19 protein-coding genes are annotated in these 24547 nt (G+C 65.0%); 9 read left to right on the top strand and 10 right to left on the bottom strand.

Features of this window, described 5'->3' with window-relative positions; all coding sequences use genetic code 11:
- Positions 1–5 precede the first annotated feature (5 nt).
- From rsmA to lptF, 6 genes are all read right to left on the bottom strand, one after another.
- Positions 6–866 (bottom strand): 16S rRNA (adenine(1518)-N(6)/adenine(1519)-N(6))-dimethyltransferase RsmA, encoded by an 861-nt coding sequence (rsmA, locus tag IVA75_RS22950; protein WP_247286400.1) that lies wholly within the window; start codon positions 864–866, stop codon positions 6–8.
- Positions 863–1882 carry a 4-hydroxythreonine-4-phosphate dehydrogenase PdxA gene (gene pdxA / locus IVA75_RS22945; RefSeq protein WP_247286399.1) on the bottom strand — a complete coding sequence of 340 codons (1020 nt, stop codon included), beginning with the start codon at positions 1880–1882 and terminating at the stop codon, positions 863–865. Before pdxA ends, rsmA begins: the two co-directional genes overlap by 4 nt.
- Positions 1882–2808 carry a SurA N-terminal domain-containing protein gene (locus IVA75_RS22940; RefSeq protein ID WP_247286398.1) on the bottom strand — a complete coding sequence of 309 codons (927 nt, stop codon included), beginning with the start codon at positions 2806–2808 and terminating at the stop codon, positions 1882–1884. Before IVA75_RS22940 ends, pdxA begins: the two co-directional genes overlap by 1 nt.
- 69 nt (positions 2809–2877) lie before the next feature.
- Positions 2878–5367 carry an LPS-assembly protein LptD gene (locus IVA75_RS22935; RefSeq protein WP_247286396.1) on the bottom strand — a complete coding sequence of 830 codons (2490 nt, stop codon included), beginning with the start codon at positions 5365–5367 and terminating at the stop codon, positions 2878–2880.
- On the bottom strand, positions 5367–6464 hold the full coding sequence (lptG, locus tag IVA75_RS22930; RefSeq protein ID WP_247286394.1) for an LPS export ABC transporter permease LptG: 1098 nt from the start codon (positions 6462–6464) through the stop codon (positions 5367–5369). The genes IVA75_RS22935 and lptG overlap by 1 nt, the downstream gene beginning before the upstream one ends.
- A complete protein-coding gene (lptF, locus tag IVA75_RS22925) occupies positions 6461–7630 on the bottom strand; it encodes an LPS export ABC transporter permease LptF (protein WP_247286392.1) in 1170 nt (389 codons plus the stop codon). The genes lptG and lptF overlap by 4 nt, the downstream gene beginning before the upstream one ends.
- A 340-nt stretch (positions 7631–7970) precedes the next feature.
- Between lptF and IVA75_RS22920 the strand changes: the two genes are divergently transcribed.
- The 7 genes from IVA75_RS22920 to IVA75_RS22890 all read left to right on the top strand — a co-directional run bounded on the left by IVA75_RS22920 (position 7971) and on the right by IVA75_RS22890 (position 18606).
- Entirely contained in the window at positions 7971–9470 is a 1500-nt protein-coding gene (locus IVA75_RS22920; RefSeq protein WP_247286391.1) for a leucyl aminopeptidase, read from the top strand.
- 6 nt (positions 9471–9476) lie between these two features.
- Positions 9477–9929 (top strand): DNA polymerase III subunit chi, encoded by a 453-nt coding sequence (locus IVA75_RS22915; RefSeq protein ID WP_247286390.1) that lies wholly within the window; start codon positions 9477–9479, stop codon positions 9927–9929.
- A 166-nt stretch (positions 9930–10095) separates the two neighbouring features.
- Entirely contained in the window at positions 10096–10587 is a 492-nt protein-coding gene (locus IVA75_RS22910; RefSeq protein WP_247286389.1) for a hypothetical protein, read from the top strand.
- Positions 10588–11025: 438 nt separating this feature from the next.
- Positions 11026–13872, top strand: coding sequence for a calcium-binding protein (locus IVA75_RS22905; RefSeq protein ID WP_247286388.1), 2847 nt, complete (start codon positions 11026–11028; stop codon positions 13870–13872).
- Between the two features lie 29 nt (positions 13873–13901).
- Positions 13902–16034 (top strand): type I secretion system permease/ATPase, encoded by a 2133-nt coding sequence (locus IVA75_RS22900; protein ID WP_247286387.1) that lies wholly within the window; start codon positions 13902–13904, stop codon positions 16032–16034.
- Complete coding sequence (locus IVA75_RS22895; RefSeq protein WP_247286386.1) at positions 16021–17475, top strand: HlyD family type I secretion periplasmic adaptor subunit; 1455 nt, start codon at positions 16021–16023, stop codon at positions 17473–17475. Before IVA75_RS22900 ends, IVA75_RS22895 begins: the two co-directional genes overlap by 14 nt.
- A gap of 165 nt (positions 17476–17640) precedes the next feature.
- Positions 17641–18606: a tripartite tricarboxylate transporter substrate-binding protein gene (locus IVA75_RS22890; protein ID WP_247286385.1), complete on the top strand. Its 966-nt coding sequence runs from the start codon at positions 17641–17643 to the stop codon at positions 18604–18606.
- Positions 18607–18765: 159 nt separating this feature from the next.
- Here IVA75_RS22890 and IVA75_RS22885 read toward each other — a convergent pair whose 3' ends face one another.
- The 3 genes from IVA75_RS22885 to IVA75_RS22875 form a co-directional block, all read right to left on the bottom strand.
- Positions 18766–20628 carry an ABC-F family ATP-binding cassette domain-containing protein gene (locus IVA75_RS22885; protein ID WP_247286384.1) on the bottom strand — a complete coding sequence of 621 codons (1863 nt, stop codon included), beginning with the start codon at positions 20626–20628 and terminating at the stop codon, positions 18766–18768.
- A gap of 71 nt (positions 20629–20699) precedes the next feature.
- A complete protein-coding gene (locus IVA75_RS22880) occupies positions 20700–20873 on the bottom strand; it encodes a hypothetical protein (protein WP_247286382.1) in 174 nt (57 codons plus the stop codon).
- Between the two features lie 218 nt (positions 20874–21091).
- The gene (locus tag IVA75_RS22875) at positions 21092–21343 is read right to left on the bottom strand and encodes a sulfur globule protein precursor (RefSeq protein WP_247286380.1); all 252 of its coding nucleotides are present in this window, start codon (positions 21341–21343) and stop codon (positions 21092–21094) included.
- A gap of 310 nt (positions 21344–21653) precedes the next feature.
- Between IVA75_RS22875 and ndk the strand changes: the two genes are divergently transcribed.
- Positions 21654–22076 carry a nucleoside-diphosphate kinase gene (gene ndk / locus IVA75_RS22870; RefSeq protein ID WP_247286378.1) on the top strand — a complete coding sequence of 141 codons (423 nt, stop codon included), beginning with the start codon at positions 21654–21656 and terminating at the stop codon, positions 22074–22076.
- 44 nt (positions 22077–22120) lie between these two features.
- Positions 22121–22981: a TerC family protein gene (locus IVA75_RS22865; RefSeq protein WP_247286376.1), complete on the top strand. Its 861-nt coding sequence runs from the start codon at positions 22121–22123 to the stop codon at positions 22979–22981.
- 59 nt (positions 22982–23040) lie between these two features.
- Here the strand turns inward: IVA75_RS22865 and ppx are convergent, their stop codons facing one another.
- The gene (gene ppx / locus IVA75_RS22860) at positions 23041–24543 is read right to left on the bottom strand and encodes an exopolyphosphatase (protein WP_247286375.1); all 1503 of its coding nucleotides are present in this window, start codon (positions 24541–24543) and stop codon (positions 23041–23043) included.
- Positions 24544–24547 lie beyond the last annotated feature (4 nt).

Below are 24547 nucleotides of genomic sequence, written 5' to 3'. Positions count from 1 at the left end.
CGAAATTATCTCTCTGTTTCGCTGCGTATATTGGCCAATTCACGGGCCATGGCAACAAAGCCGGAAATCGGAACGGTCTCCGCGCGCCGCGTCGCGTCGACGCCCGCAGCTGCGGCGAGCCGCGCGGGATCGGCGCCCAGCGCCTTCAGGCTTTGCCGCAGCATCTTGCGGCGCTGGCCGAAGGCGGCGGCCGCGACCTGTTCGAGCAGCTTGCGATCGCAGGCGAGAGGCGTTTCGCGCGGGATCAGTCGCACGACGGAAGACGTGACCTTCGGCGGCGGCACGAAGGCGGACGGCGCAATGTCGAACAGGATCTTGGTCTCGCAGCGCCAGTTGGCGAGCACGCCGAGCCGGCCGAAGGCCTCCTCGTCCTCGCGCGCTACGATGCGCTCGCCGACCTCGCGCTGGAACATCAGGACCATCATGTCGTACCAGGGCGGCCAGGGCTCGGTGGTGAGCCAGCCGACGAGAAGGTGGGTCGCAATGTTGTAGGGCAGGTTGGCGACGATTTTTGCTCGTTCGCCCGACAGCAGCGGGCGCGGGTCGAAGGTCATGGCGTCGCCATGCACGATCTCGAGACGGCCGGGATAGCGCGCGGAAATATCCTGCAAGGCAGGGATCGCGCGCTCGTCATGCTCGATGGCGATGACGCGTCTGGCGCCGAGCGCGAGCAAGGCGCGCGTCAATCCGCCCGGGCCGGGGCCGATCTCGATGATGGTAGAGTCCTCGAGCGGAGCCGCCGCACGCGCGATGCGCGCGGTGAGATTGAGGTCGAGGAGGAAGTTCTGGCCGAGCGATTTGCGGGCCGACAAAGCGTGCTGGCGAATGACCTCGCGAAGCGGCGGGAGGTCGTCGATCGCGCTCATCGGGTTTTCGCAGCCGCCATCCGGCTCGCAAGCCTCAACGCGGCGATCAGGCTTGCCGGATTGGCCTTGCCGGTCCCGGCGATGTCGAAGGCGGTGCCGTGGTCGGGCGAGGTGCGGATGAAGGGCAGGCCGAGCGTGACGTTGACCGCGTCGTCGAACGCCACCGTCTTGATCGGGATCAGCGCCTGGTCGTGGTACATGCAGACGGCGCAGTCGTAGCTGTTTCGCGCGGCTTCGTGGAACATGGTGTCGGCGGGGAGCGGTCCCTTCGCCTCGATGCCGTCGCTGCGCAACGTCTTGATCGCCGGCGCGATCACGGTCTGCTCCTCGTGGCCGAGCGAGCCGTCCTCGCCGGCGTGCGGATTGAGGCCGGAGATCGCGATGCGCGGAATGGCGATGCCGAAGCGGGATTTGAGTTCGGTCGCGACGATGCGCACGGTCGAGACGATCAGCTCGCTGGTGAGCTGGGCCAGTGCGTCGCGCAAGGAGACGTGGATGGTCACGGGCACCACGGCGAGCCGCGGCGACCACAGCATCATCACCGGTTGCGGCACGCGGCCGTCTTCCGCGGCGAGCTCGGCGAGGAATTCGGTATGGCCGGGATGGCGGAAGCCGGCGCGATAGAGCACGCTCTTGGCGATCGGATTGGTGACGACGGCGCCGGCGCGACCGTCGCGGACATCAGTGACCGCCTGGCGGATCGAGGCGAGCGCGGCCGGCGCGCTCGATGCGTCGGGCTTGCCGGGCTCGGCACTCGCGGGCTCGTCGCCGGTCGCGACCACGGGCAGGGCCTCAGGGAAAGCGGCCCCGGCCTCGCCGGCGCTCACCGAAGCGATCCTGACGTCGGCGCCGAGCGCTTTGGCGCGGCGCGCGATCAGCGCCTCGTCGCCGAGCAGATAGAAGGCGGGCAGGTCCAGTTCGCGGCGCTTGAGCCAGGCTGCGATAGTGATGTCGGGGCCGATGCCGGCAGGTTCTCCCAGCGTCAGGGCGAGAGGCTTGGCAGGCTGCTGGGCCATCAGCGGTTGCGATACTCGATCATCGCCGCCTTGCGGAGGTCCTCGAGATAGGCCTTCTGGGTCTTCTCGTACTTCTCCTGATACATCTTCTCGCGGACCTCGCGCTTCTTCGGCGTGTCGATCATGGTCGGCTTGCGCGAGCACAGCACCACCATCTCGATGCCCGCTTTGGTCGTCTCGGGGGCGGTGAGGTGGCCGATCGGCGTGTCGTCGAGGACCTTGCGTAGCGCCTCGGGCAATTCAGCGGTGGTCTTGGTGACGATGTCGCGGATGGTGGCGTTCGGCGTGGAGCGGAACAACGAATTGGCTTCTTCGCAGCTTCCGACGCGCGAGCGATATTGCTCGGCTTCCTTATGCCGCGTCTCCAGGAACGACGGCGACGATCCGCGCGGCACGATCAGCACGATCGGCTGCATCTTGTATTCGGTGCCCTCGATCTGCAGCTTGTCGCCGGTCTGGGCCTGCACGGCCTGCGCGACGTCCTTCTCACCGACCAACAGCTTTTCCTTGAAGCGGCCGCGCACCAGGCTGCTCCAGACCATCTCGGCCTTCATGCGGCTCTTCAGGGTTTCGGGGCGGACGCCCTTGACCTCGAGCGACTTGGTGAGCTGGTCCGGCGAGATGCGCATGCGCTGCGCCATGCCATCGTAGGACTGGTTGATGTCGGAGACGCCGGGATCGACCCCGTATTTCTTGCCTTCCTTCATCTTCACCCGGTCGTCGATCAGCTCGTTGATGACCTCCTGACGGGCCGGTGTCTTCTGCGTCGTCAGCTGGTCGAGCTTGGAGCGCTGGTCAATGTCGAAGTCGGTGATGGGATCGCCGTTCACCATCACGACGATGTTCTGCGCGCGCGACGGCGTGCCGGCCAAGAGCAGGGCGGTGAGGAGGAGGAAGAGGCGGAAGACAGGCAATGGGATCGTCATATTTGTCGCTCGCATGTCAGCCGCGGTGAACCTGCGATCGGGAACACGCGGCCGGCACCTTCAAACCAATCACTGGAGACCGCTGCCGGAACTGCTGGTCGTCGCTGTGTTCGCCAGCGTGCGCAGGCCGATCTGGAACATGATCGCGTGGTTCAGCACGGGCGGCGTCGCGCCTGCGGAATAGCTATACGCTGTTACATAGTTCAAGCCGAGCACAAAACAATCGTCGACGTAGCCGGCACCGAGCACATACTGGTTGATCTTGTTGGCCTCCAGGTCCCAGCGCGCCGAGCCCGTGACCACCCAGTTGGCCGCGACCTTGATCGAGCCCGACGTCAGGATGCCCTCGCGGCGGGTCAGATAGCCGAGTTCCGGCTGCGCCGCGTAATTGCCGTACAGCATGCTGACGGACCAGCGGTTGAAGTTGGCGCGGCCTTCCGCCTCGAAGCGCTGGACGTTCCAGGTCTGCTCGTCCATGCGCGAGCGAACGCTGAACGTATAGGTGCTGTTGGGCGAATAGGCGGCGCTCGCCACATAGTCGGAGCGCGGCCTTTGCAGGCCGGAATCCACGCCGGTGTTGATGGAGTCCTGGACCGCGAAGGAGTTCATGCCGAACAGCTGGTAGGACTGGCCGAACAGCGTCTTGATGGCGCCGCCCCTGTCGAACTGCGTGGTGGACTGCACGCCGACATTGGCGCGGCCGCCGCCCTCGACACGGTCGTAGCCGGAGAACTTGTCGACGCTGAACAGGTTCGAGGCGTCGAACACCATGCTCTGCGCGTCCTCGTTCGGGAGCTTGCCGGCATAGGTCTCGTTCGGCCGAATGATGATCTGCGCGATCGGCTCGATGGTGGTCGAGCCCCAGGGCTGAACGTTGATGAAGGGATAGCGGTATTCGAGGCCCACGGTGGGCATCAGGCGGAACGCCTGGGTGTCGCCGACAGGAAGATAGTTCGACACGCCCGGCTGGTTGGAGACCGAGGAGTTGATCGCATCGGCGCGGAGAATGGCGAACGGCGTCCAGATTTCACCGAACGGATCGGTGAAGGATTTGCGCCATTGCGCTTCGGCCGTCAGGCGGGTGTAGGTGCCCGGGAAGCCGCGCATCAGGCACTGCGACGGCGTGCGCGCGAGCGGATCGGCCGATGCCGTCGTGCACAGGCTGTTGGTGTTGGCGAGCGTCGTGATCGGATCGAACACCGCAGTGTCACGCGACAGGTTCACGAAATTGGTCTTGTAGCTGAACTCACCGCCGAAGACCGGATAGTTCAGCACGTTCGAATAGTCGATCACGGGGTAGACGACCGGCACCTGGCTCTGGTTGCCCGAGTAGCTCAGCCAGTACATCGTGCGCGCGTCGAAGAAGCTGCGATTGCCGACGCCGGTCAGGTAAAGCTGCGAGAGCGCATCCGTCGGCAGATACAGGAACGAGCCCAGCGGATCGCGATATTGCGACAACCGATAGTCCGAGAAGAAATAATAGTCGGACATCAGGACGCCGTCCCAACCCCAGACCCATTTGTCGTTCAGCGCGAACTGACCCTTGGTGTCGACGGCGCCGCGGAATTGCTTGTCGCCGGGCTGGCCGGCGAGCGCGCTCCGATCGAGCTGGTCGATGCCGTAGACGCGGATCTGATAGGCGCCGTCCATCAGGCGCTGGCGGAATTCGGCCTGGAACAGCACGCCCTGCTTGGACGTGATGCGCGGGCTGAAGGTCGCGTCCATGTCGGGCGCGATCGCCCAGTAGAACGGAACCTCAACGCCGTAGCCGAACGGCGTATTCGACGTGAAGCCCGGCATCAGGAAGCCGGTCTTGCGCTTCACGGTCGGGTCGGGCGTCGAGAAATAGGGCATATAGGCGATGGGCACGCCGAAGAATTCGAGCTGCGCCGTCTCGAAATACAGCATCTTCTCCTGCTGGTCGTGGATGATGCGCGCACCCTTGACCTGCCATAGCGGCGGCTTCTTCGGATCGTCCTTGCACGGCGCGCAGGCCGTGTAGACGCCGTTCTCGAACACCGTGTAGTTGCCGCTGGAGCGATCGGAGCGGCTCGCCGCCATGCGGGTCTGGTCGGCCGTATCGACGCGCAGCGAATCGACGAAACCGTCACGGTAGTCGTCGGACAGGTCCAGGATCTCCGCATAGGTGATCTTGCCGTCGGCATCCGTCATGCGGATGTTGCCTTCGGCATGGAGCCGCTTGGTCTTCTGGTCGTAGATGACCTTGTCGGCCTCGACGCTGGTGCCGTTGTAGAACAGCTGGACGTTACCGACCGCGGAGACGCGCGAATTGTTGTAGTCGTAGTCGACCTCGGTCGCCTGAACCAGCATCTGGTTGTCGTTGACGGCCTTCGGCGGCTTCGCACGCGGCGGCAGCGGATTGTAGGTGAAACTCTGGGCGGAGGCCGGCGCAACGGCGGCAACGTCCACCACGCCACCGAGCGATACCACGGCAGCGACAGCAAGCAGGAACCTGCGAATGGACGAGCCACACCCGTTCGCGCGCACCAATGTGCGCCGCGTCAAACGAGACACGGGCCCGCGGTGGACGGCCGTCACTATCCGTCCTCCTGATACAGCAAGGCCAAAAAGCCGGTGAGGCCGCCCACCACCACGGGCAACCACGCCGCAGCGATCGGATGCATCAACTCAGCCTTGCTCAAATCTTCAGTCACTTTCGACAGAACGTAGAGCAGAAAGCCTGCGCCCACGCCACTCAAAACCATCTTCTGCACGCCGCCCATCCGGAAGAAGCGCAACGACACGGAAGCCGCGAGCATCACCATGGCGGCAAGCAAAAACGGCTGTGCCAGAAGCTTCTGATACTGGAGTCGGTATCCGGCTGTCGCGAAGCCCGAGCTTTCGGACGAGCGGATGTAGCTCGGTAGTTGCCAAAAGGACACAGTCTCGGGTGTGGAAAAGCTGTTGCGGACCTGCGCCTCGGTCAGCGTCGTCGGAATCTCGAGGCTGGCCTGATCGACCGGCGGCGAATCCAGCGAGAAGCGGCGGACGCCCTTGAACAGCCAACGGCCGGCCTCGAGCGTCGCCTCGCGCGCCTCGACCCGCTCCTTGAAGTGCTGCTCTGTGTCAAACCGGAACAGGGTGAGCCCAGTGAGCCGGAGGCCCTGCTGCTCGCTGCGCGCTGCGTTGATGATGGTCTGGCCGTCATTGGTGACCTGATTGAGCCAGAAGCCGGAGGCGTCCTGAATGCCGCCGCCGGGTGCCGAGCCGAACAGCTCGGCTTCCATGCGCTTGGAGAGCTCGCGCAGATTTGCCGACATCGGATTGTAGGCGACGGTGGCGATCACGCCGATCAGCAGCGCGCTGCCGAGCGCCGGCGAGATGAATTGCCATGCGGAGACGCCGGCGGCGCGCGCGACCACGAGCTCGAGCCGGCGGGAGAGGGCGAGATAGCAGGTCATGGCACCGATCAGCATGCAGAACGGCGTCAGCTTCTCCAACAGCTGCGGCACGCGAAACAGCGAGGTCTCGGCCACCATGACCGCGGAGGCGGATGCGAGCCCCGAGGTCTTGCGCACCATCTCGATGTAATCGACCAGCACCAGCAACAGGAAAATGCTGGCGAACACGCCGAGCGCCGCGACCACGAAACGGCCGGCGAAATAGCGCCCGAGTGTGTTGGTGAGCATGCTCATGCAGTGGCCGGCCGTCGGAACAGCCGCGCGATGCGCGCGTTCGACCTGTTGATGGCCTCCATGAGGCGCGGCGGCGGCTCGACCACGAGGCCGCCAACGATGATCGCCAGCCCGAGGCCGATGGCACCGATGACCATCGCATATTGGACCAGCACCGCGCCCGGCGATTTCACCGCCATCACCGAGCAGGCGAAGCCGGCCATGCGCAGGCCGAACACGGCGAGGATCGAGGAGCCGATCGAGAAATTGCGGCTCTGGCGCGTGGTGCGAGGCGCGCCGAGAAACGCGAAGGTCAGCACGGCAAAGGCGAAGGGATAGATCGGCGCCAGCAGGCTGTCATGCAGGGCCGAGCGAAACTGGCCGGGAATCTGCTTGTAGACAGGGTCGTCCTCGGACGGCGAGAGCAGCTCCCAGAGATAACGCTCGCGGATGCCGAGCGTGACATCGCGGCCCTGGCCCGAGAACTTCGACATGTCGAAGCCGTAGCGGCCGAACGCCACCAGCGCGGGATCGCGCTTGCCGGCCTCGAAGCGCTGGAGATTGCCGGTCTCCAGCACCAGGAACGATCCGTTGTCGTTCTTCACGACTTCGCCGTGCTCGGCGACGATCGAGACCCGCTCGTTCGGATCGCGGCGGTCGTCGATGAAGATGCCGGCGAGGATGCCGCCGGGCTGGCGTTCGCGAATCCGGATCGTCAGGTTCTTGTCGAGCTGGGCGAAGCGGCCGGGCTGCAGGATGTTGGTGAGCACGTCGGCGGTGATCTCGGCGTCCCACTGCTTGATCCGCCGCATGCCGTCGGGAGCGAGATAGGCCGCGATGAAGGCGACCAGCAGCGCCACGACGCAGGTGGCGTAGAAGAACGGATAGAACAGCCGGAACGGCGAGAAGCCAGCGGCATTCATCACGATGATCTCGGAATCGGTCGCGAGCTTGTTCAGCGTATGCGAGATCGCGATCATCAGCGCGATCGGCGAGATGATCAGGACCAGCGCGGGCACGACGAGGCTGGTGATACCGAGGAAGGTCAGGATGGTCTGACCCTGGCTCGTCATCAGGTCGATGCCGCGCAACGCTTGCGTAATCCAGATCACGCCCGTGAGGCTGACCAAGACCAGCGCAAACGACGCGAGCGTCGTGCGGAAGATATACCTATCGATTGACCCCATGCGCTACCGCACGAATCCCACCAAGTCCCCAATGCCGGCCGGAATTCCGGCTGTCCAACCAATCCCCACAAGGGGATCCCCAAGGTCGGTCAACCATCTCATCCGCCGGCTTACTCTCTCAGTACCATCCCTTTGATCCGTCAACAAAATGGCTGCCCCGTGGCACCCTCAATATATGGTTAATATTTCCCTCGTTGTGGCCCCTCGGCCACGGGGGGTGCTTGGCATCTGCCGGGCCGGTGGCCCATAGTGCGGCACGCGCAGTGAATCGCCGTTCAGCTCCGGCCCGTGGCCGGGACCGCCGATCGGTAAAAAACGCAATGTTTTTGAGGAGTTACTCATGTCCGATGCCATCAAGGTCGGCTTCGTTCCATTGTCTGCCGCCGTCCGTGGCATTATGGTCGTGTTCTGCGACGACGCTCTGAAGCTCGGCCCGGCGACCGCCAAGGCGCTCGGCGGCGCCACCGAACTCGTGAAGCGGGCGGCGGCCGCCGCCGCCTTCAAGGGCAAAAGCGGTGCTGCGCTCGACATCCTTGCACCCGAGGGCGTGAAGGCCACCCGCCTGATCGTGATCGGCGCCGGCAAGGCGGCCGGCCTGAAGGCCAACGACTTCCTCAAATTCGGCGGCGTGGCGGCGAGCAAGCTTCCGGCCGGGGCGGCGGCCATGACCGTCATGGCGGAACTGCCCAATGGCGCCATGACGAGCGAGCAGGCGGTCGCGATCGCCTCGGGGCTGCGGCTGCGCACCTACAAGTTCGACCGCTACAAGACCAAGAAGAAGGACGGCGAGGAGGGCGGCACGCGCGCCGACGTCTCGTTTGCGGTCGGCGATGTCGTCGCCGCGAAGAAGGCGTTTGCATCGGCCGCTGCGATCGTGGACGGCGTGATCATTGCGCGCGATCTGGTCAACGAGCCGCCGAACGTGCTTTTCCCTGAGGAGTTCGCACGCCGCGCAGGCCTCCTCCGAAAACTCGGCGTCAGGATCGAGGTGCTCGACGTCAAGGCGATGGACAAGCTCGGCATGGGCGCGCTGCTCGGCGTCGGCCAGGGCTCGGCGCGGCCGAGCCGCACCGTGATCATGCGTTGGGACGGCGGCAAGAAGGGTGAGGCGCCGGTTGCCTTCGTCGGCAAGGGCGTCTGCTTCGACACCGGCGGCATTTCGATCAAGCCGGCCGGCAGCATGGAGGACATGAAGGGCGACATGGGCGGCGCGGCCTGCGTCGTCGGCCTGATGCATGCGCTGGCGGCACGCAAGGCCAAGGTCAACGTCGTCGGCGCCATCGGCCTCGTCGAGAACATGCCGGACGGCAACGCGCAGCGCCCGGGCGACATCGTCACCTCGATGTCGGGGCAGACCATCGAGATCATCAACACTGACGCGGAAGGCCGCCTGGTGCTTGCCGACGTGCTCTGGTACGTCGCCAAGAAAACCAAGCCGAAATTCATGGTGGATCTGGCGACATTGACCGGCGCTATCGTGGTCGCGCTCGGCACCGAGCATGCCGGCATGTTCTCCAACAATGACGAGCTTGCCGAGCGGCTGCTGGCGGCCGGCATCGAGAGCGGCGAGAAGGTCTGGCGCCTGCCGCTTGGCCCCGAATACGACAAGCTGATCGATTCCCAGTTCGCCGACATGAAGAACACCGGCGGCCGCCATGGCGGCTCGATCACCGCGGCGCAGTTCCTCCAGCGCTTCGTGGACGGCACGCCCTGGGCGCATCTCGACATCGCCGGGACCGCCATGGGGGCGCCGAAGACCGACATCAACCACAGCTGGGGAAGCGGCTATGGCGTTCGCTTGCTCGACCGTCTGGTCGCCGACCACTACGAGTTCAAATGACCCGAGATGACTGAAGTCCTGTTCTACCATTTGCAAAACATGACGGTAGAGAACGTGTTGCCGCCGCTTCTCGAGAAATCGCTCGAGCGCGGCTGGCGCGTCGTGGTGCAGTCGACGTCGCCGGAGCGCGCCGATACGCTCGACGCCCATTTGTGGACCTATCGCGACGATTCCTTCCTGCCGCACGCGACATGGCGGGTCAGCGACGTCGCCGATCAGCCGATCGTGCTGGCGGTCGAGGAGGACAATCCGAACGGTGCCAATGTCCGCTTCCTCGTCGACAACGCCGCGCTGCCGCAGGACGCGCAGGGCTATGAGCGCATGGTGCTGCTGTTCGATGGCGACGATCCGGACGCGCTTGCGTTCGCCCGCAGCGCCTGGACGGATTGCAAGGCGCGGGGATTTGATGTCACCTATTGGCAGGCTGACGAGCGGGGCCGGTGGCAGAAGCGGAATTAGCGGTCGCTCGCAATTAATGATAATTTGCACTTTTCGGGTGATGATGGCTTTTGTCACCTTCGTGCCGCAAAGTGATGTTGCTACAATTGCTTAGGGCCGATCCTTCACTCGGGGAATTTAGTTTATCGTGCGACATCAAAAGCTTCCCAGCTCGCTCATAATTGCGTTGGCGGCCGTAGCCCCGCTGGTCGCGGGCTGTTCGGGCGGGACCGATCTGTTGTCCAGGGATGCCCAGTGGTTCAACACGCCCAGCCGCCTGTTCATCAAAAGCATCTCGATTGAGTCGCCGCCGCTGACCCCCGACAAGCCGGTTGGGGCCGAGGATCTGGTCAGTGCCGACGGGGCTTGTGCCGGCATGGCGCCGCCGCCCGGGCCAGCCGATGCGAATGCGTCGACGACCGCGCCGGCTCCGATGGGCGGCACCGTCGCGCTCGGCCACACCGAATGCGACGTGGTGCGCGGCATCGGCACGCCCTCGAGCGTCAACCTCTCCGGTGATGCCGCCGGCAGGCGCGTTGCGGTCGTGACCTGGACGACCGGTCCGCGTGCCGGCATCTACACCTTCACGGCCGGCCGCCTGTCCTCGATCGAGGGCACACCGGAAGCTCCGGTCATGCCGAAGGCGACCAAGCCAAAGCCGAAGAAGAAGTCGGCGTAACACGGGTCGGCCTTTTGCCCTGAAGCTGGTTGCGGCTGTCGATGCGATCAGCCGCGCACGCTCGTCCCCATCGTCAAGCGGCTTTGCATCCCTATTGCGATGGCAGAGGCGTGAATCGTGATCTCTCCCGTTCGCGCTCGCCGGCGATATTGTTCGCGAGTTTCGACATCGCGGATGCCGACCTTCGCCCAAAGGGCCTTCATTGCCTCGAGCTGCGTTCTTCCGCGCGCCTTGAAAATCACGGGGGCGTTACGCGTGATCCGTGATTAGGCGGTTCGTGATGAGCAAGCCTTCGCATCCCCTGTCGGAAACTGCCCCGAAGGAAAACTGGAGGAAATCTCCAGAATAATCACGCGCGTCTCAAGCAACGGTTCAAGAATGTCTTGTGCGCGAATGCTACGCGTCGAAGGGAGGGGCTAGGTCGGAAGGATCATTTGGATGTCCATTACCTCTGTGTTTTCCCCGGTTACGGGGCAGCTCACCATTTTCGGCGACAGCGCGAATAACGGCCTCGTGATAAGTCGCGACAAGTCCGGCCGCATCCTGGTCAATAACGGGCACGTGAAAACGGTTGGTGGCGAACCCACGGTCGACAACACCACCGCGATCGACATCTTCGGTCAGGGCGGTGACGACACGATCGCCGTCGACGAATGCCACGGACCGATGCCGGCGGTGCACGTCTTCGGCGGCGACGGCAATGACAAGATCACGGGCGGCTCGGGAGCCGATCTTCTGTTTGGTCAGGCCGGCAACGATTTGATCAAGGGCGGCGGCGGCAACGATCTGCTGTTCGGCGGAGCGGGTAACGACGTGCTGGACGGCGGCAGCGGCGACAACCAGCTGTTCGGCGAGGCCGGCGACGACGTCATGATCTGGAATCCCGGCGGCGGCACCAACCTGTTCGAGGGTGGTGAGGGCAACGATACGGCTCAGGTCAACGGAAGCAACGGCGCCGAGACGTTCACGATCACGGCGAACGGCACCCGCGTGCGGCTCGACGGGGCGGGCGCGGCGCCATTCTCGCTCGATATCGGCACGACGGAAAATCTCGTCCTGCACGGTGGCGGCGGCGACGATGCCATCACCGCGGGCAACGGGCTCGGCAGCCTGATCTCGCTGACGCTCGATGGCGGCGCTGGCAACGACAGGATCATCGGTGGTGACGGCAACGACCTCATCATCGGCGGCAGCGGCGACGATATCGTCAATGGCGGACGCGGCAACGACGTCGCCCAGCTCGGGAGTGGCGACGACACTTTCATCTGGAATCCCGGTGACGGCACCGACACGGTCGAGGGCGGCTCGGGCAGCGACAAGCTGCTTTTCAATGGCGCCAACATCAACGAGACCATCAACATCTCGGCCAATGGCGGCCGGGTGCGCTTCACCCGCGACGTCGCCAACATCACGATGGATCTCAACAGCGTCGAGCAGATCGAATTCGATGCGCGCGGCGGCGCCGATAATATCACCGTCGGTGATCTCACCGGGACCGGCGTCAAGCAGGTGCTGGTTGATCTCGGAGCCGTTCCGGGAGGGACGCAAGGCGACGGCGCAGCTGATACGGTGACCGTCAACGGCAGCAACGGCAATCAGCACATCGAGGTCACAGCCACAGGCACAACGGTCACGGTCACGGGGCTGCCAGAGGTCGTGACAATCGCAAACGCAGAGGCCGGCAACGACCGGCTGGTCATGCAGGCGCTCGGCGGTAACGACGTGATCGATGCATCCACGCTCGGCTCGGCGATCGGGCTGACCATCGACGGCGGGGCGGGCAACGACACCATCACCGGCAGCCAGGGCGCGGACGCCCTGATCGGCGGCGACGGCAACGACAAGGTCATCGGCGGCCGCGGCAATGACGTCGCGCTTCTCGGCGCAGGCGACGACATCTTCACGTGGAATCCCGGTGACGGCAGCGACACTGTCGAAGGCGGCACGGGAACCGATACGCTGTCGTTCAACGGCGCCAATGTGGCCGAGACCATGTCGATCTCGGCGAACGGAAGCCGTGCGCTACTCACCCGTGACGTCGGTGCTATCGTCATGGACCTCGCTGGCGTCGAGCACGTGCAGATCGCGGCAGCAGGCGGCGCCGACAACATCACCGTCAACGATCTGACTGGGACAGGAATCACGCAGGTTGCCATCGACCTCAGTGCCGGCCCCGGCAGCCAGAGCGGCGATGGAGCGGCGGACCGCGTGACCGCGAACGGCACGACCGGTGACGACAACATATCGGTTGTGACCTCCGGCGGATCGATCGTGGTCAACGGCCTCGCTGCGCAGGTGACGATTGCACACGCGGACGCCGGTGATGTGCTCGGCATCAACGGCGGACAAGGCAATGACGTCATCAATGCGTCTTCCATCAAGGCGGGACAGTCGTTCAGCCTCAACATCAACGGCGGTGACGGCAACGACACCATCACCGGCAGTGCCGGCAATGACATTGTGAACGGCGGACGCGGCAACGATTTCGCCAATCTCGGTGCGGGGGACGACACCTTCGTCTGGAATCCCGGCGACGGCAGCGATACCGTCGAAGGCGGCAAGGGCACCGACACGCTGGCATTCAACGGCGCCAATATCAGCGAGAACATCAACATTTCGGCCAATGGCGGCCGCGTGCTGTTCACGCGAGATGTCGCCGCCATTGCGATGGACCTGAACGGGGTCGAGCATGTCGACTTCAATGCTCTCGGCGGTGCCGACAACATTACCGTCGGCGACCTCTCCGGCACCGGCGTGAGCCAGATCGACCTCGATCTCGGCGCCAATGACGGCGCCGCGGATACCGTGACCATCAACGCAACTGGCGGCAACGACGTCATCACGGTGACCGAGCACGACGGCATTATCACGGTGTCGGGGCTTGGCCAGGACATCAACATCACCGATGCCGGCGCGGGCGACAGGATCGTCATCAACGGTCTCGATGGCGATGACGTCATCACGGCTTCCGGCTTGCACGGCGGCATCCAGCTCGTTGCCAATGGCGGCAACGGCGACGACGTGCTGATCGGCAGCCCCGGCAACGACACGCTGGCGGGTGGTGCCGGTGATGACGTGCTGATCGGCGGGGGCGGCCTCGACATCCTGGACGGCGGCACCGGCAACAACGTCGTCATCCAGGGCGGAGCGTTCGCGGCCGCGATGCTGCTCAACCAGGCTATGGCGGCGAGCTTCGTCCCGGCAGGTGAGGGCAATGGCGAGATGCCGCTGCCCGATCCGCACGCGGCGCAGAGCCAGGTGCTCGCACCGCCCCAGCACGCCTGAAGCTGGCGGCTGCGGCCTGGAGAACGCTCATGACGACCAACGCGGTCTCCGCCGATACGGGGCTCGATGCCTTGCTGACGCTGCTGCATCTGCAAGGCGTTGCGGCCGATCGCGAGCAGCTCAGGCACCGGCTCGGCGCGGCAAGTTTCGGCGCAGCGGATATCGTCCGCTGCGCCAGGTCTCTCGGACTTAAAGCGCGAACCTACCGAACGCAGTGGAGCCGTCTGTCGGACACCCCGCTGCCTGCGATCGCAATGCTGCGGGACGGCGGCTTCATGGTCATCGCAAAGGCCTCCGCCGACAAGGTGCTGGTGCAGTCCCCGGAGGCGCAGCGCCCGGTGCTGATGGATCGCGACGAGCTGTGCGCGATCTGGGACGGCGGCTTGATCCTGATGGTCCGGCGCGCCGGCCTGTCCGACCTCGGCCGGCACTTCGATATCACCTGGTTCATCGGCGCGATCGGCAAATACCGGCGGCTGCTGGGAGAGGTGCTGGCGGCTTCGTTCTTCCTCCAGCTTTTTGCGCTGGTCTCGCCGCTGTTCTTCCAGGTCGTAATCGACAAGGTGCTGGTGCACCGCTCGCTGTCCACGCTCGACGTCCTCGTCATCGGCCTCGTCGTCGTCTCCCTGTTCGACACCGTACTCGGGATCCTGCGCAATTACCTGTTTGCGCACACGACCAACCGCATTGACGTCGAGCTCGGGGCACGCCTGTTCCACCATCTGCTGGCGCTGCCGATGGCCTGGTTTCAGGCCAGGCGCGTCGGCGATTCCGTGGCGCGGGTTCGTGAGCTCGAGAACATCCGCAATTTCATCACCAGCTCGTCACTGACGCTTCTCATCGACCTGGTCTTCACCTCGGTGTTCCTCGCGGTGATGTTCGCCTATTCGGCGCAGATGAGCTTCATCGTGCTCGCGTCGTTCCCGTTTTACATCGCGATCTCGGCCGTGGCGACGCCGCTGTTTCGCCGCAGGCTGGACGAGAAATTCCGCCGTGGCGCCGAGAACCAGGCCTTCCTGGTCGAGAGCGTCAGCGGCATCGAAACGCTGAAGGCGATGGCGGTCGAGCCGCAGATGCAGCGTCGCTGGGAAGAGCAGCTCGCCGGTTATGTCTCGGCGAGCTTCGGTGTCACCAGCCTCGGCAACACGGCAACCCAGCTGGTGCAGCTCGTCAGTAAGGTCGTCACTGCCGCCATTCTCTATGTCGGAGCCAGGCTGGTGATCGGTGACGCATTGACGGTCGGCGAGCTCGTGGCCTTCAACATCTTCGCGGGCCGGGTGTCGGCCCCGGTACTGCGGCTCGCGCAGGTCTGGCAGGATTTTCATCAGGCGCGGCTGTCGATCGCGCGGCTCGGCGACATCCTCAACAGCGCGGCGGAGCCGGCGTACTCCGCCGCCCGCGCAGGGCTGCCGCCGATCCGGGGCAACATCCGCTTCGAGCACGTCTCTTTCCGCTACCGGCCCGATGGGCCGGAGATCCTGCACGATGTCTCATTCGACATTCCAGCCGGACAAACCGTCGGCATTGTCGGATCGTCCGGCTCGGGCAAAAGCACCTTCGCCAAGCTGGTGCAGCGGCTCTACGTTCCGCAAGGCGGCCGCGTGCTGGTCGACGGAATGGATCTGATGACGACCGACCCGGCCGGGCTCCGTCGGCAGATCGGAATCGTGCTCCAGGACAACATGCTGTTCAACCGGTCGGTGCGCGACAACATCGCGCTGGCCGATCCAAGCCTGCCGATGGACCGCATCATCGACGCGGCGAAGCTGGCGGGCGCTCATGATTTCATTCTGGAGCTCCCCGAGGGCTACGATACGATGGTGGGCGAGCGCGGCTCGACGCTCTCGGGCGGGCAGCGCCAGCGCATCGCGATCGCCCGTGCGCTGGTGGGCAATCCCCGGATCCTGATCTTCGACGAAGCCACCAGCGCACTCGACTATGAAAGCGAGCGGATCATCCATGACAACATGAAGGAGATCGCGAAAGGCCGCACCGTCCTGATCATCGCGCACCGTTTGTCCACCGTCCGCGGCGCCGATCGCATCTTCACCCTGGAACGCGGCCGTCTGGTCGAGGACGGCACGCATGATGCGCTGATCAAGACCGGCGGCCGCTACGCCGCCCTGCATCGTCTCCAGGGAGGCATTTATGAGGTCGGCTAACACTGTGCCGGCCGCTCGTCCGGAGCAGACCGTGATCCCGTTCCGGAATGGAAAGGGCCGGCGCGCCGAGGAAGTCGCCTTCCTGCCGGCGGCGCTGGAAATCACGGAAACACCGCCGTCGCCGATCGGCCGCGCCATCGCCCTGGCTCTGATGCTGCTCGTCTGCGCGGCGCTGGCCTGGTCGGCCTGGGGCACGATCGACATCGTGGCCTCCGCGACCGGCAAGGTCGTGTCGAGCGGGCGAAGCAAGGTGGTCCAGCCGTTCGAGACCGGCGTGGTGCGCGCCATTCACGTGCAGGACGGTCAATCGGTCAAATCGGGCGACCTGCTGATCGAGCTCGATCCGACCGTGAACGCTGCAGAGCGCGATCGTCTGCACGACGATCTCATGGCCGAGCGGCTCAACGTCGCGCGCCTCCGCGCCGCATTGGCGGGCGGCGAAGGGGTGTCCGCCGATCTCGTCGTACCAGAGGACGCTGATCCCATGCTGGTCGCGACGCAACGGCAGCTCCTCGCCAATCAGATCAGCGAGAACAGGGCCAAGCTCGCGGCGCTGGCGCGTCAGGAAGCGCAGAAGGAGGCCGAACATCAGACGATTGCGGCGACGATTCACAAGCTTGATGCGTTGCTGCCGGTCACCCAGCAGCGTGTCGAGATTCGCAAGACGCTGATGGAGAAGGAGATCGGCTCGAAGCTGACCTACTATGAGACCCTCCAGCTCCAGATCGAGCAGCAGGAGGAGCTTCGCGTCCAGAGCAGCCGCTTGAAGGAGGCCGAGGCGGCCGTCGCCGCGATCCGGGAGACCCGCATCCAGGCCTTGGCGGAGTACAGGAAAAGTCTCTCCGACGAGCTTGCCAAGAGCGAACAGAAAGCCAATGGCGTCGCACGCGATCTGATCAAGGCGCAGCAGAGGACGAGGCTTCAGCAACTGACGTCGCCGGTCGACGGCATCGTGCAGCAGCTCGCGATCCACACTGTGGGCGGCGTGGTCACGCCCGCGCAGTCGCTGCTGGTGATCGTGCCGACCGATACGCGGCTCGAGATCGAGGCGATGATCTCCAACCGCGATATCGGATTTGTCGAGGCCGGGCAGGGCGCCGCCATCAAGATCGACACTTTCAATTTCACCCGCTACGGCCTTCTCGCGGGCCGGGTCGTGAGCGTCTCGCAGGACGCCATCATCCGCGACCGGCCCCAGGAGCGCGGGAGCGACCGTGCGCTTGGGACGCAACGCGACAGCAGCGAGCCCAGCGGGCAGGAGTTGAGCTACAGCGCCCGCATCTCGCTCGATCGCAGCCAGATGCAGGTGGACGACCGCCTCGTCAATCTGTCCCCGGGGATGGCAGTGACCGTCGAGATCAGGACCGGTTCGCGCACGATCCTGAGCTATCTCCTGTCGCCCCTGCAGCGTTACCGGCACGAGATCATGCGGGAGCGCTAGTTCCCGCCTGTTGCCGACGAAGCTTCGCGAGGCGCGCTGAGGGCCGATCAGGCCTTCGGCAGCTACACCATGCCGCGGGCGCTCCGCTCTCGATGAAGTCGTTTTGGTGTGGCCGCGCAGCCCGGAATGCGTACATAGGAGCAAGCAAAAAATTTGGAGGAAAGCATGCGGCTCATTGCCCTCGTATCGGCTCTGGTTCTGCCGTTTGGCGCGGCGCTCGCCCAGGACTATCCGATCAGGCCCGTCACCATGTTGGTGCCGTTCGCCGCCGGCGGACCTACGGACACCATTGCTCGCCTGACCGCGGCAGGCATGGCGAAATCGCTTGGCCAACAGGTCGTCGTCGAGAACGCGCCCGGCGCCGGTGGCACCATCGCCACGACCCGCGCCTCGCGAGCCCAGCCCGACGGATACACGCTGCTGATCCATCATGTCGGCCTCTCGACCGCCGCCACACTGTACCGCAACCTCAGCTACGACACGAAGACCGCCTTTGCGCCGATCGGGCTTGTGACCAATGCGCCGATGACCATCATCGCGCGTCCGGATTTTCCGGCCGACACGCTGAAGGAATTGGTCGCCTACGCCCAACAGCAGGGCGACAAATTGACCTATGCCAATGCCGGACTCGGCGCGGCGTCACACCTCTGCGGCATGCTGTTCATGACGGCGATCCAGAAGCAGCTGACCGCGGTGCCCTACAAGGGCAACGGCCCCATCATGAACGATCTTCTCGGCAGGCAGATCGATCTCACCTGCGACCAGGCCACGAATACCACCGGCCCGATCATGTCGAAGCAGGTCAAGGCCTATGCGATCACCACCAGGGAGCGGCTGAAGAGCCTGCCCGATCTGCCGACGGCCGACGAGGCCGGCCTCAAAGGGTTCGAGCTTGGTGTCTGGCACGGCATCTATGCCCCCAAGGGCACACCGCCGGCGGTCGTTCAGAAGCTGACCGCGGCGCTCCAGTCCGCCCTTAGGGATTCCACGCTGATCGCCCGGTTCAACGACATCAACACGGAGCCGGTCCCGCAGGAGAAGGCGACGCCGGAGGCGCTGGCCGCGATGCTCGCGAGCGAAGTCGACCGCTGGGCTCCGATGATCAAGGCAGCCGGCCAATTCGCGGACTGAGCCATTTCTGCGCAATTCGTGCCGGCATCGCTGCGTGAGCGGGCCAAGTCAGCACGGTAAAGAACAGTCCATTCAACAGCTAATCACCGGGTAGAAAAATACCGGTACTGTGCATGGGGTTGTTTTTGCGATTTTGATGTCGGCCCGGTCGTGGAGGCTTCAACCCGCCGCTTCGTCGAACTGCGTGCTCGCCTCGAGCCACTGCTCCTCGGCGCGCGCCAGCGCGTCGGCCGCATTGGCGCGCGCTTTCGACAGTTGCGCGGCCTGCTTGGGATCGCGGGTGAAGATGTCGGGCAGGGCCAGAGCAGTGTCGATCTTGCTGATGATCGCGCTGACGCGGGCGATCTCGGTTTCGGCTTCCGCGATACGTTTTTTCAGCGAACCGCGATTGTCCGATCTCGGACGCTGCGGCCTCTCGCTCGCGGCGCTTCGCTCGCGCGGCGCGGGCTCGCCATTGCGCGCGGATAGCACCAGGCGGCGATATTCGTCGAGGTCACCGTCGTAATTGGTCACGGTGCGGTCGGCGACGATCCAGAGTTGATCGGCGCAGGACTCGATCAGATAGCGGTCGTGCGAAACCATGATGACCGCGCCGGGGAATTCGTTGATGGCTTCGGCGAGCGCTGCGCGGCTGTCGATGTCGAGATGGTTGGTCGGCTCGTCCAGGATGATCATGTTGGGGCCGAAGAAGGTCGCAAGTCCCAGCAGGAGCCGCGCCTTCTCGCCGCCCGACAATTTTCCGACTTTGGTGTCGGCCGCCTTGCCGGAAAAGCCGATGGCGCCGGCGCGGGCGCGTACTTTCGCTTCGGGCGCCTCGCCCATGAGCTTGCGGACGTGGTCGTAGGTCGAGGCATCCTCGTTCAACTCGTCGAGCTGGTGCTGGGCGAAATAGGCAATCGACAGCTTGTCCGCGCGCGTCACCTTGCCCGAGAACGGCGCGAGTCGGCCCGCGAGCAGTTTCACCAACGTCGACTTGCCGTTGCCGTTGGAACCAAGGAGCGCGATGCGGTCGTCATTGTCGACGCGCAAGGTGACGCGGTTCAGCACGGGCGTGTTCGGATCGTAGCCGACCACGACGTTGTCGGCGGCGATGATCGGCGGCGACAGGATTTTCTCCGGCGCGGGAAAGCTGATCTCGCGTACGTCCTGGGTGACAAGCGCGGTGATCGGCTTCAGCCGCTCCAGCATTTTCACACGGGACTGCGCCTGGCGGGCTTTCGAGGCCTTGGCCTTGAAGCGGTCGACGAAGGCCTGCAGGCGCGCGCGTTCGGCTTCCTGGCGCTTGACCGCTTTGGCATCCAGCATCTCGCGCATGGCGCGCTGCTCCTCGAAGGGGGAGTAGGTGCCTTTGTAAAGCGTGAGCTTACCGCGTTCCAGATGCAGGATCTGGTCGACCGAGCTTTCCAGCAGGTCGCGGTCATGGCTGATCACGATCACGGTGCGCGGATAATGTGCGAGATGATCCTCCAGCCACAGCGTGCCTTCGAGGTCGAGATAGTTGGTGGGCTCGTCGAGCAGCAACAGGTCGGGAGCCGCGAACAACGTTGCGGCGAGCGCAACGCGCATGCGCCAGCCGCCGGAGAATTCGGCGCAGGGGCGGAGCTGGTCGGTGGCGGAGAAGCCGAGGCCGGAAAGGATGGCGGCGGCACGGCTCGGTGCCGAATGCGCGTCGATGTCGACCAGCCGGGTCTGTATCTCGGCGATCCGGTGCGGGTCGGTCGCGCTCTCGGCCTCGGCGAGCAGCGCGTCGCGTTCGAGGTCGGCTTTGAGCACGACCGAAATCAGGCTCTCGGGGCCGTTCGGCGCTTCCTGCGCGAGGCTGCCGACGCGCCAGCGGGGCGGCAGGGTCACCGTGCCGTGCTCGGCGGCGAGCTCGCCGCGGATCACCTTGAACAGGGTCGATTTGCCGGTGCCGTTGCGACCGACCATGCCGACGCGGGATCCGGGCGTGATCTGCACGGAACTCTGGTCAATCAGAAGGCGTCCGGCGAGGCGGATGGAGAGGTCGGTGATGGCAAGCATGCGGCCTTGTCACCGCACCCGCGATCAAACGCAACCCGTTTTTCCGTGTCCACGGGCCAGTGCTCGTCAACTCAGTGCGAATCGCGGTCGCGCTGCTTCAGCTCATTGAGGAGTTGCTCGAGGTGCGCCGGGAGCCTGGCTTCGGGGCGCAGACTCTGCTGGAGCCGTTCGCCCACCGCATCGCGGATCGAGCGGCTGGTGCGCCGGTCGATTTGCTCGCTGTCATCGGCGAAAAGGCTAACCATCGCAGGGTTCCGTGTTCTCAAAGAAGCGACACGGTACCAAGTCCTTGGCCCCCAAATGGTTTCGACAACTCGCGGCGATTGCGCGGCATTCTAGCAAAAATTGTGTGAAGCCGCGCAATGGCCCCCTCCGAATACAAAACCCCGGCGCTGGGGGACGCCGGGGTTTCGCTTGGAAGGTACCTTGGGGCTCAGGTAGCTTTGGAAAGGTGCTGTCGGGCTCAGTAGCAGCGGTTGATCATCCGCCAGCGGGGTCCCCAGGGGGTCGGGACCAGCCGGCGCACATAGCAGCCGCCATAGCCGTAAGAGACGGGGCCGCCGGCATAGAACCGCGGTCCGCCCCAGCCGTGATGCCAGCCACCGCCGCCGCCATGACCCCAGCCGCCATGCCAATGAGCGGACGCGGAGGTCGGCGCCAGCGCGGCACCAAGCGCGACCGCGGCGACCGCGGCGAGCGAAAGTTTCCTCAACATGGTGATCTCCTCAAAACTGCCGGCGCGGGGCTATCGCGTCGATGGAAAGGCCGCCGAAACGGTCCGCCTCGGGCAGAGGCTTTGGTTTCGATGGACCTGAGGTTATCCGAGCGAGGCTGAACCAAACCCTGACGAGACCTTCAGATTGGGTTCATTTGGGTGAAATCGTCGTAATCCATGTTGGAATTCGGGCGCTTGGCCTGCGGCGAAGCGCCTGCGAGTCGGTTTTGGCGGTCGCTTGCCGTATCGCGAACGCGCCGATATAAGCCCGGCAACTCCGAACCACCGTTTTCTCTTCAAGGACAAGATCATGGCCATCGAACGCACCTTCTCGATCATCAAGCCCGACGCCACCGCGCGTAACCTTACCGGTGCGGTTAACGCCGTGATCGAGAAGGCGGGCCTGCGCATCGTCGCGCAGAAGCGCATCCACATGACCAAGGAACAGGCCGAGACCTTCTATGCGGTTCACAAGGCGCGCCCCTTCTTCGGTGAGCTCGTGGACTTCATGACCTCGGGCCCCGTGGTGGTCCAGGTGCTGGAAGGCGAGGGTGCCGTCTCCAAGTATCGCGACGTGATGGGGGCGACCGATCCGTCCAAGGCGGCTGACGGCACCATCCGCAAGCTCTACGCAAAGTCGATCGGCGAGAACTCCGCGCACGGTTCGGATGCGCCGGAAACCGCCGCGATCGAGATCGCGCAGTTCTTCTCGGGCAACGAGATCGTCGGCTGATCCGTCGGCCGATAAGGTAACGAGACGCGGCGAAAGGACGTAGTGTGAACTGGCTCTGGCAGATCTTCGATCCCGCTACGATCGGGGCATTCTTCACCCAGTTCCGCGTTGAGATGGCCGAACCGACCTTCTGGGTCGCGGTCGGCAAGATCATCTGGATCAACATCCTCTTGTCCGGCGACAATGCGCTGGTGATCGCGCTCGCCTGCCGCGGCCTCAAGCCGCAGCATCGGCTGTGGGGCATGATCCTCGGTGCCGGCGCGGCGGTGCTGCTGCGGATCATCTTCACGGGCATCGTCGCGAGCCTGATGGAGCTTCCGTACCTCAAGCTGGTCGGCGGTCTTGCGCTGATCGTGATTGCGGCAAAGCTGCTGGTGCCGGAACAGGAGGACGAGGACGGCGTCGAGTCGGCTTCGCATCTGTGGCAGGCCGTGCAGATCGTCGTCGTCGCCGACATCGTCATGAGCCTGGACAATGTCATTGCGGTGGCCGCGGCCGCCAATGGCAGCGCGCCCCTGCTGGTGCTCGGCCTTGCCATCAGCGTGCCCTTGATCGTCGCCGGCGCGGCGCTGATCATGGCGCTGCTCGCAAAGCTCCCGGTTCTGGTGTGGGCCGGCGCGGCGCTGCTCGGCTGGATCGCGGGCGAGGTGATCGCGACCGATCCCGGCATCGCGCCGAGGCTGCACACGCTGTTCGACGGTCCGTTCGGCGCCTCGCTCGACAACATGCTCGGCGCCTTGCGCATCCCGCCGCAATTCGCCCATGGCGGCGGAGGCGGCGAATATCTCTGCGCAGCTCTCGGCGTCGTCGTCGTGCTGGTCGTCGGCTCCATCTGGCGCCGACGCAGCATGAGCGCGGCCGCGCTGGAGTCCTCCGAACGCCACGCCAAAGCCTCTGCGGAGTAGGCTTATCTTTCGAGCATGATCTTTCCGGAAAAACGCTTCACGCTTTTCCGGATCATGCGCTAGCGCCGGACAATCGAGCCGGCGCGGTTGATCAGCCGGGCGAGCGCGCGGAAGCGGCTGCCGACGCGATCCGCGACGAGATCGCCGAGGCGGTGCTCGAACACCAGCAACAGCTTGCGGCCCACGCTGCGGAAATGCGTCGCAGGCAAGACGCCCGGGCGCGCCGCCGAGATCAGATGCGCGACGCGGAAGGCCGCGCCCAGCAGGCGGGCGCGTTCGAGCTGCGCCGGCGTCAGAAGCTCCTGCATGGCGACCGGCGGCTGGTTCTCCTCGCTGAGCCCCGCATAGCGATAGAACACGGACAACCCGACGAAGGCGCGCTCGGTGTGGGTGATCGCGCCGAAATTGCCGTTGACGACGAGGCTCAGCGTCTGCTCGCCGCGATGGTCGGGATGCACGCGCCAGCCGATGTCGGACAGCAGGCACGCGGCGTGGCGCAGACGGCGGTCCTCCTCGGTCTCGCGCAGCTTCACCACGCGCGCGAGGCGGTCGGTCCAGGCGATCAACTCGCGCGCGTGCTTGGCCGAACGCGACAGCAGCTGGTTCAGCTCCTCGGCCGCGCAGATCAGTCCGTCCTTGTTGCGTTCGGACTCCGGCAGCTTCTCGTGCAGCAGGCCCTCGCGCACGCCGAAGGTCGAGAACACGATGGTCTTCGGCTTCGCCACCCGGATGATGTGCTCGAGCACCAGTGCGGCATAGGTGAGGAGCGGGCGCCGGGCATCGGCGACGATCTCGATGTCGGCGAGCATGCCGGCGGCCGCAAGCCGGCGGAGACGACGCGAAAAATCGAGCGCCTCGGCCGCCGAAATCGAATAGCCGTGCATCACTTGGAGCGGATAGCCGCTCTGGATGATGTGGATGCGCGCAAGCGCGCGCCAGGTGCCGCCGACGGCGTAGAAGCTGCGGCCGCTCCCTGCCTTGAGCTGCGGCACCCCGTCGAGCGCTTCGCGCACGATGCGGTCGGCGCGTTTCAGGGATTTATGCGCGAGGTCCTGCAGCGCGAGGCCGCCGAGCGGCAGCGTCACGCCGCTGCGCACGGTGTTTTTGCGCACGTCGATCAGTTCGAGCGAGCCGCCGCCGAGGTCGCCGACGATGCCGTCGGGATGGTGGATGCCGGAGATCACGCCGAGCGCCGACAGCCGCGCCTCGCGCGGGCCCGACAGGATCTCGATCTTCACCGCGCAGATGCGCTCGGCTTTCGCGATGAAGTCGGCGCCGTTGGAGGCGTCGCGGCAGGCGGCGGTCGCAATCGCAAACACCCGTCCGACCTGCATCACCCGGCACAGCGCACGGAAGCGCTTGAGCGAGGTCAGCGCCTTGTCGACGGCGTCGGGCGCAAGCAAGCCGGTGCTCTGCACCTCGCGGCCGAGCCCGCACAGCGTCTTCTCGTTGAAGATCGGAATGAGGCTCCGCGTCGGTCCCTCGTAGACGACGAGACGGACCGAGTTGGAGCCGATGTCGATGACGGCGACGCTCGAGCCGCGCTTGCGCGGCCGCTTCACGTCG

Origin of the sequence: Bradyrhizobium sp. 134, assembly GCF_023074155.1 — a bacterium.
Taxonomy (GTDB): Bacteria; Pseudomonadota; Alphaproteobacteria; order Rhizobiales; family Xanthobacteraceae; genus Bradyrhizobium.
This window is presented reverse-complemented; position numbering and strand designations above follow the sequence as displayed.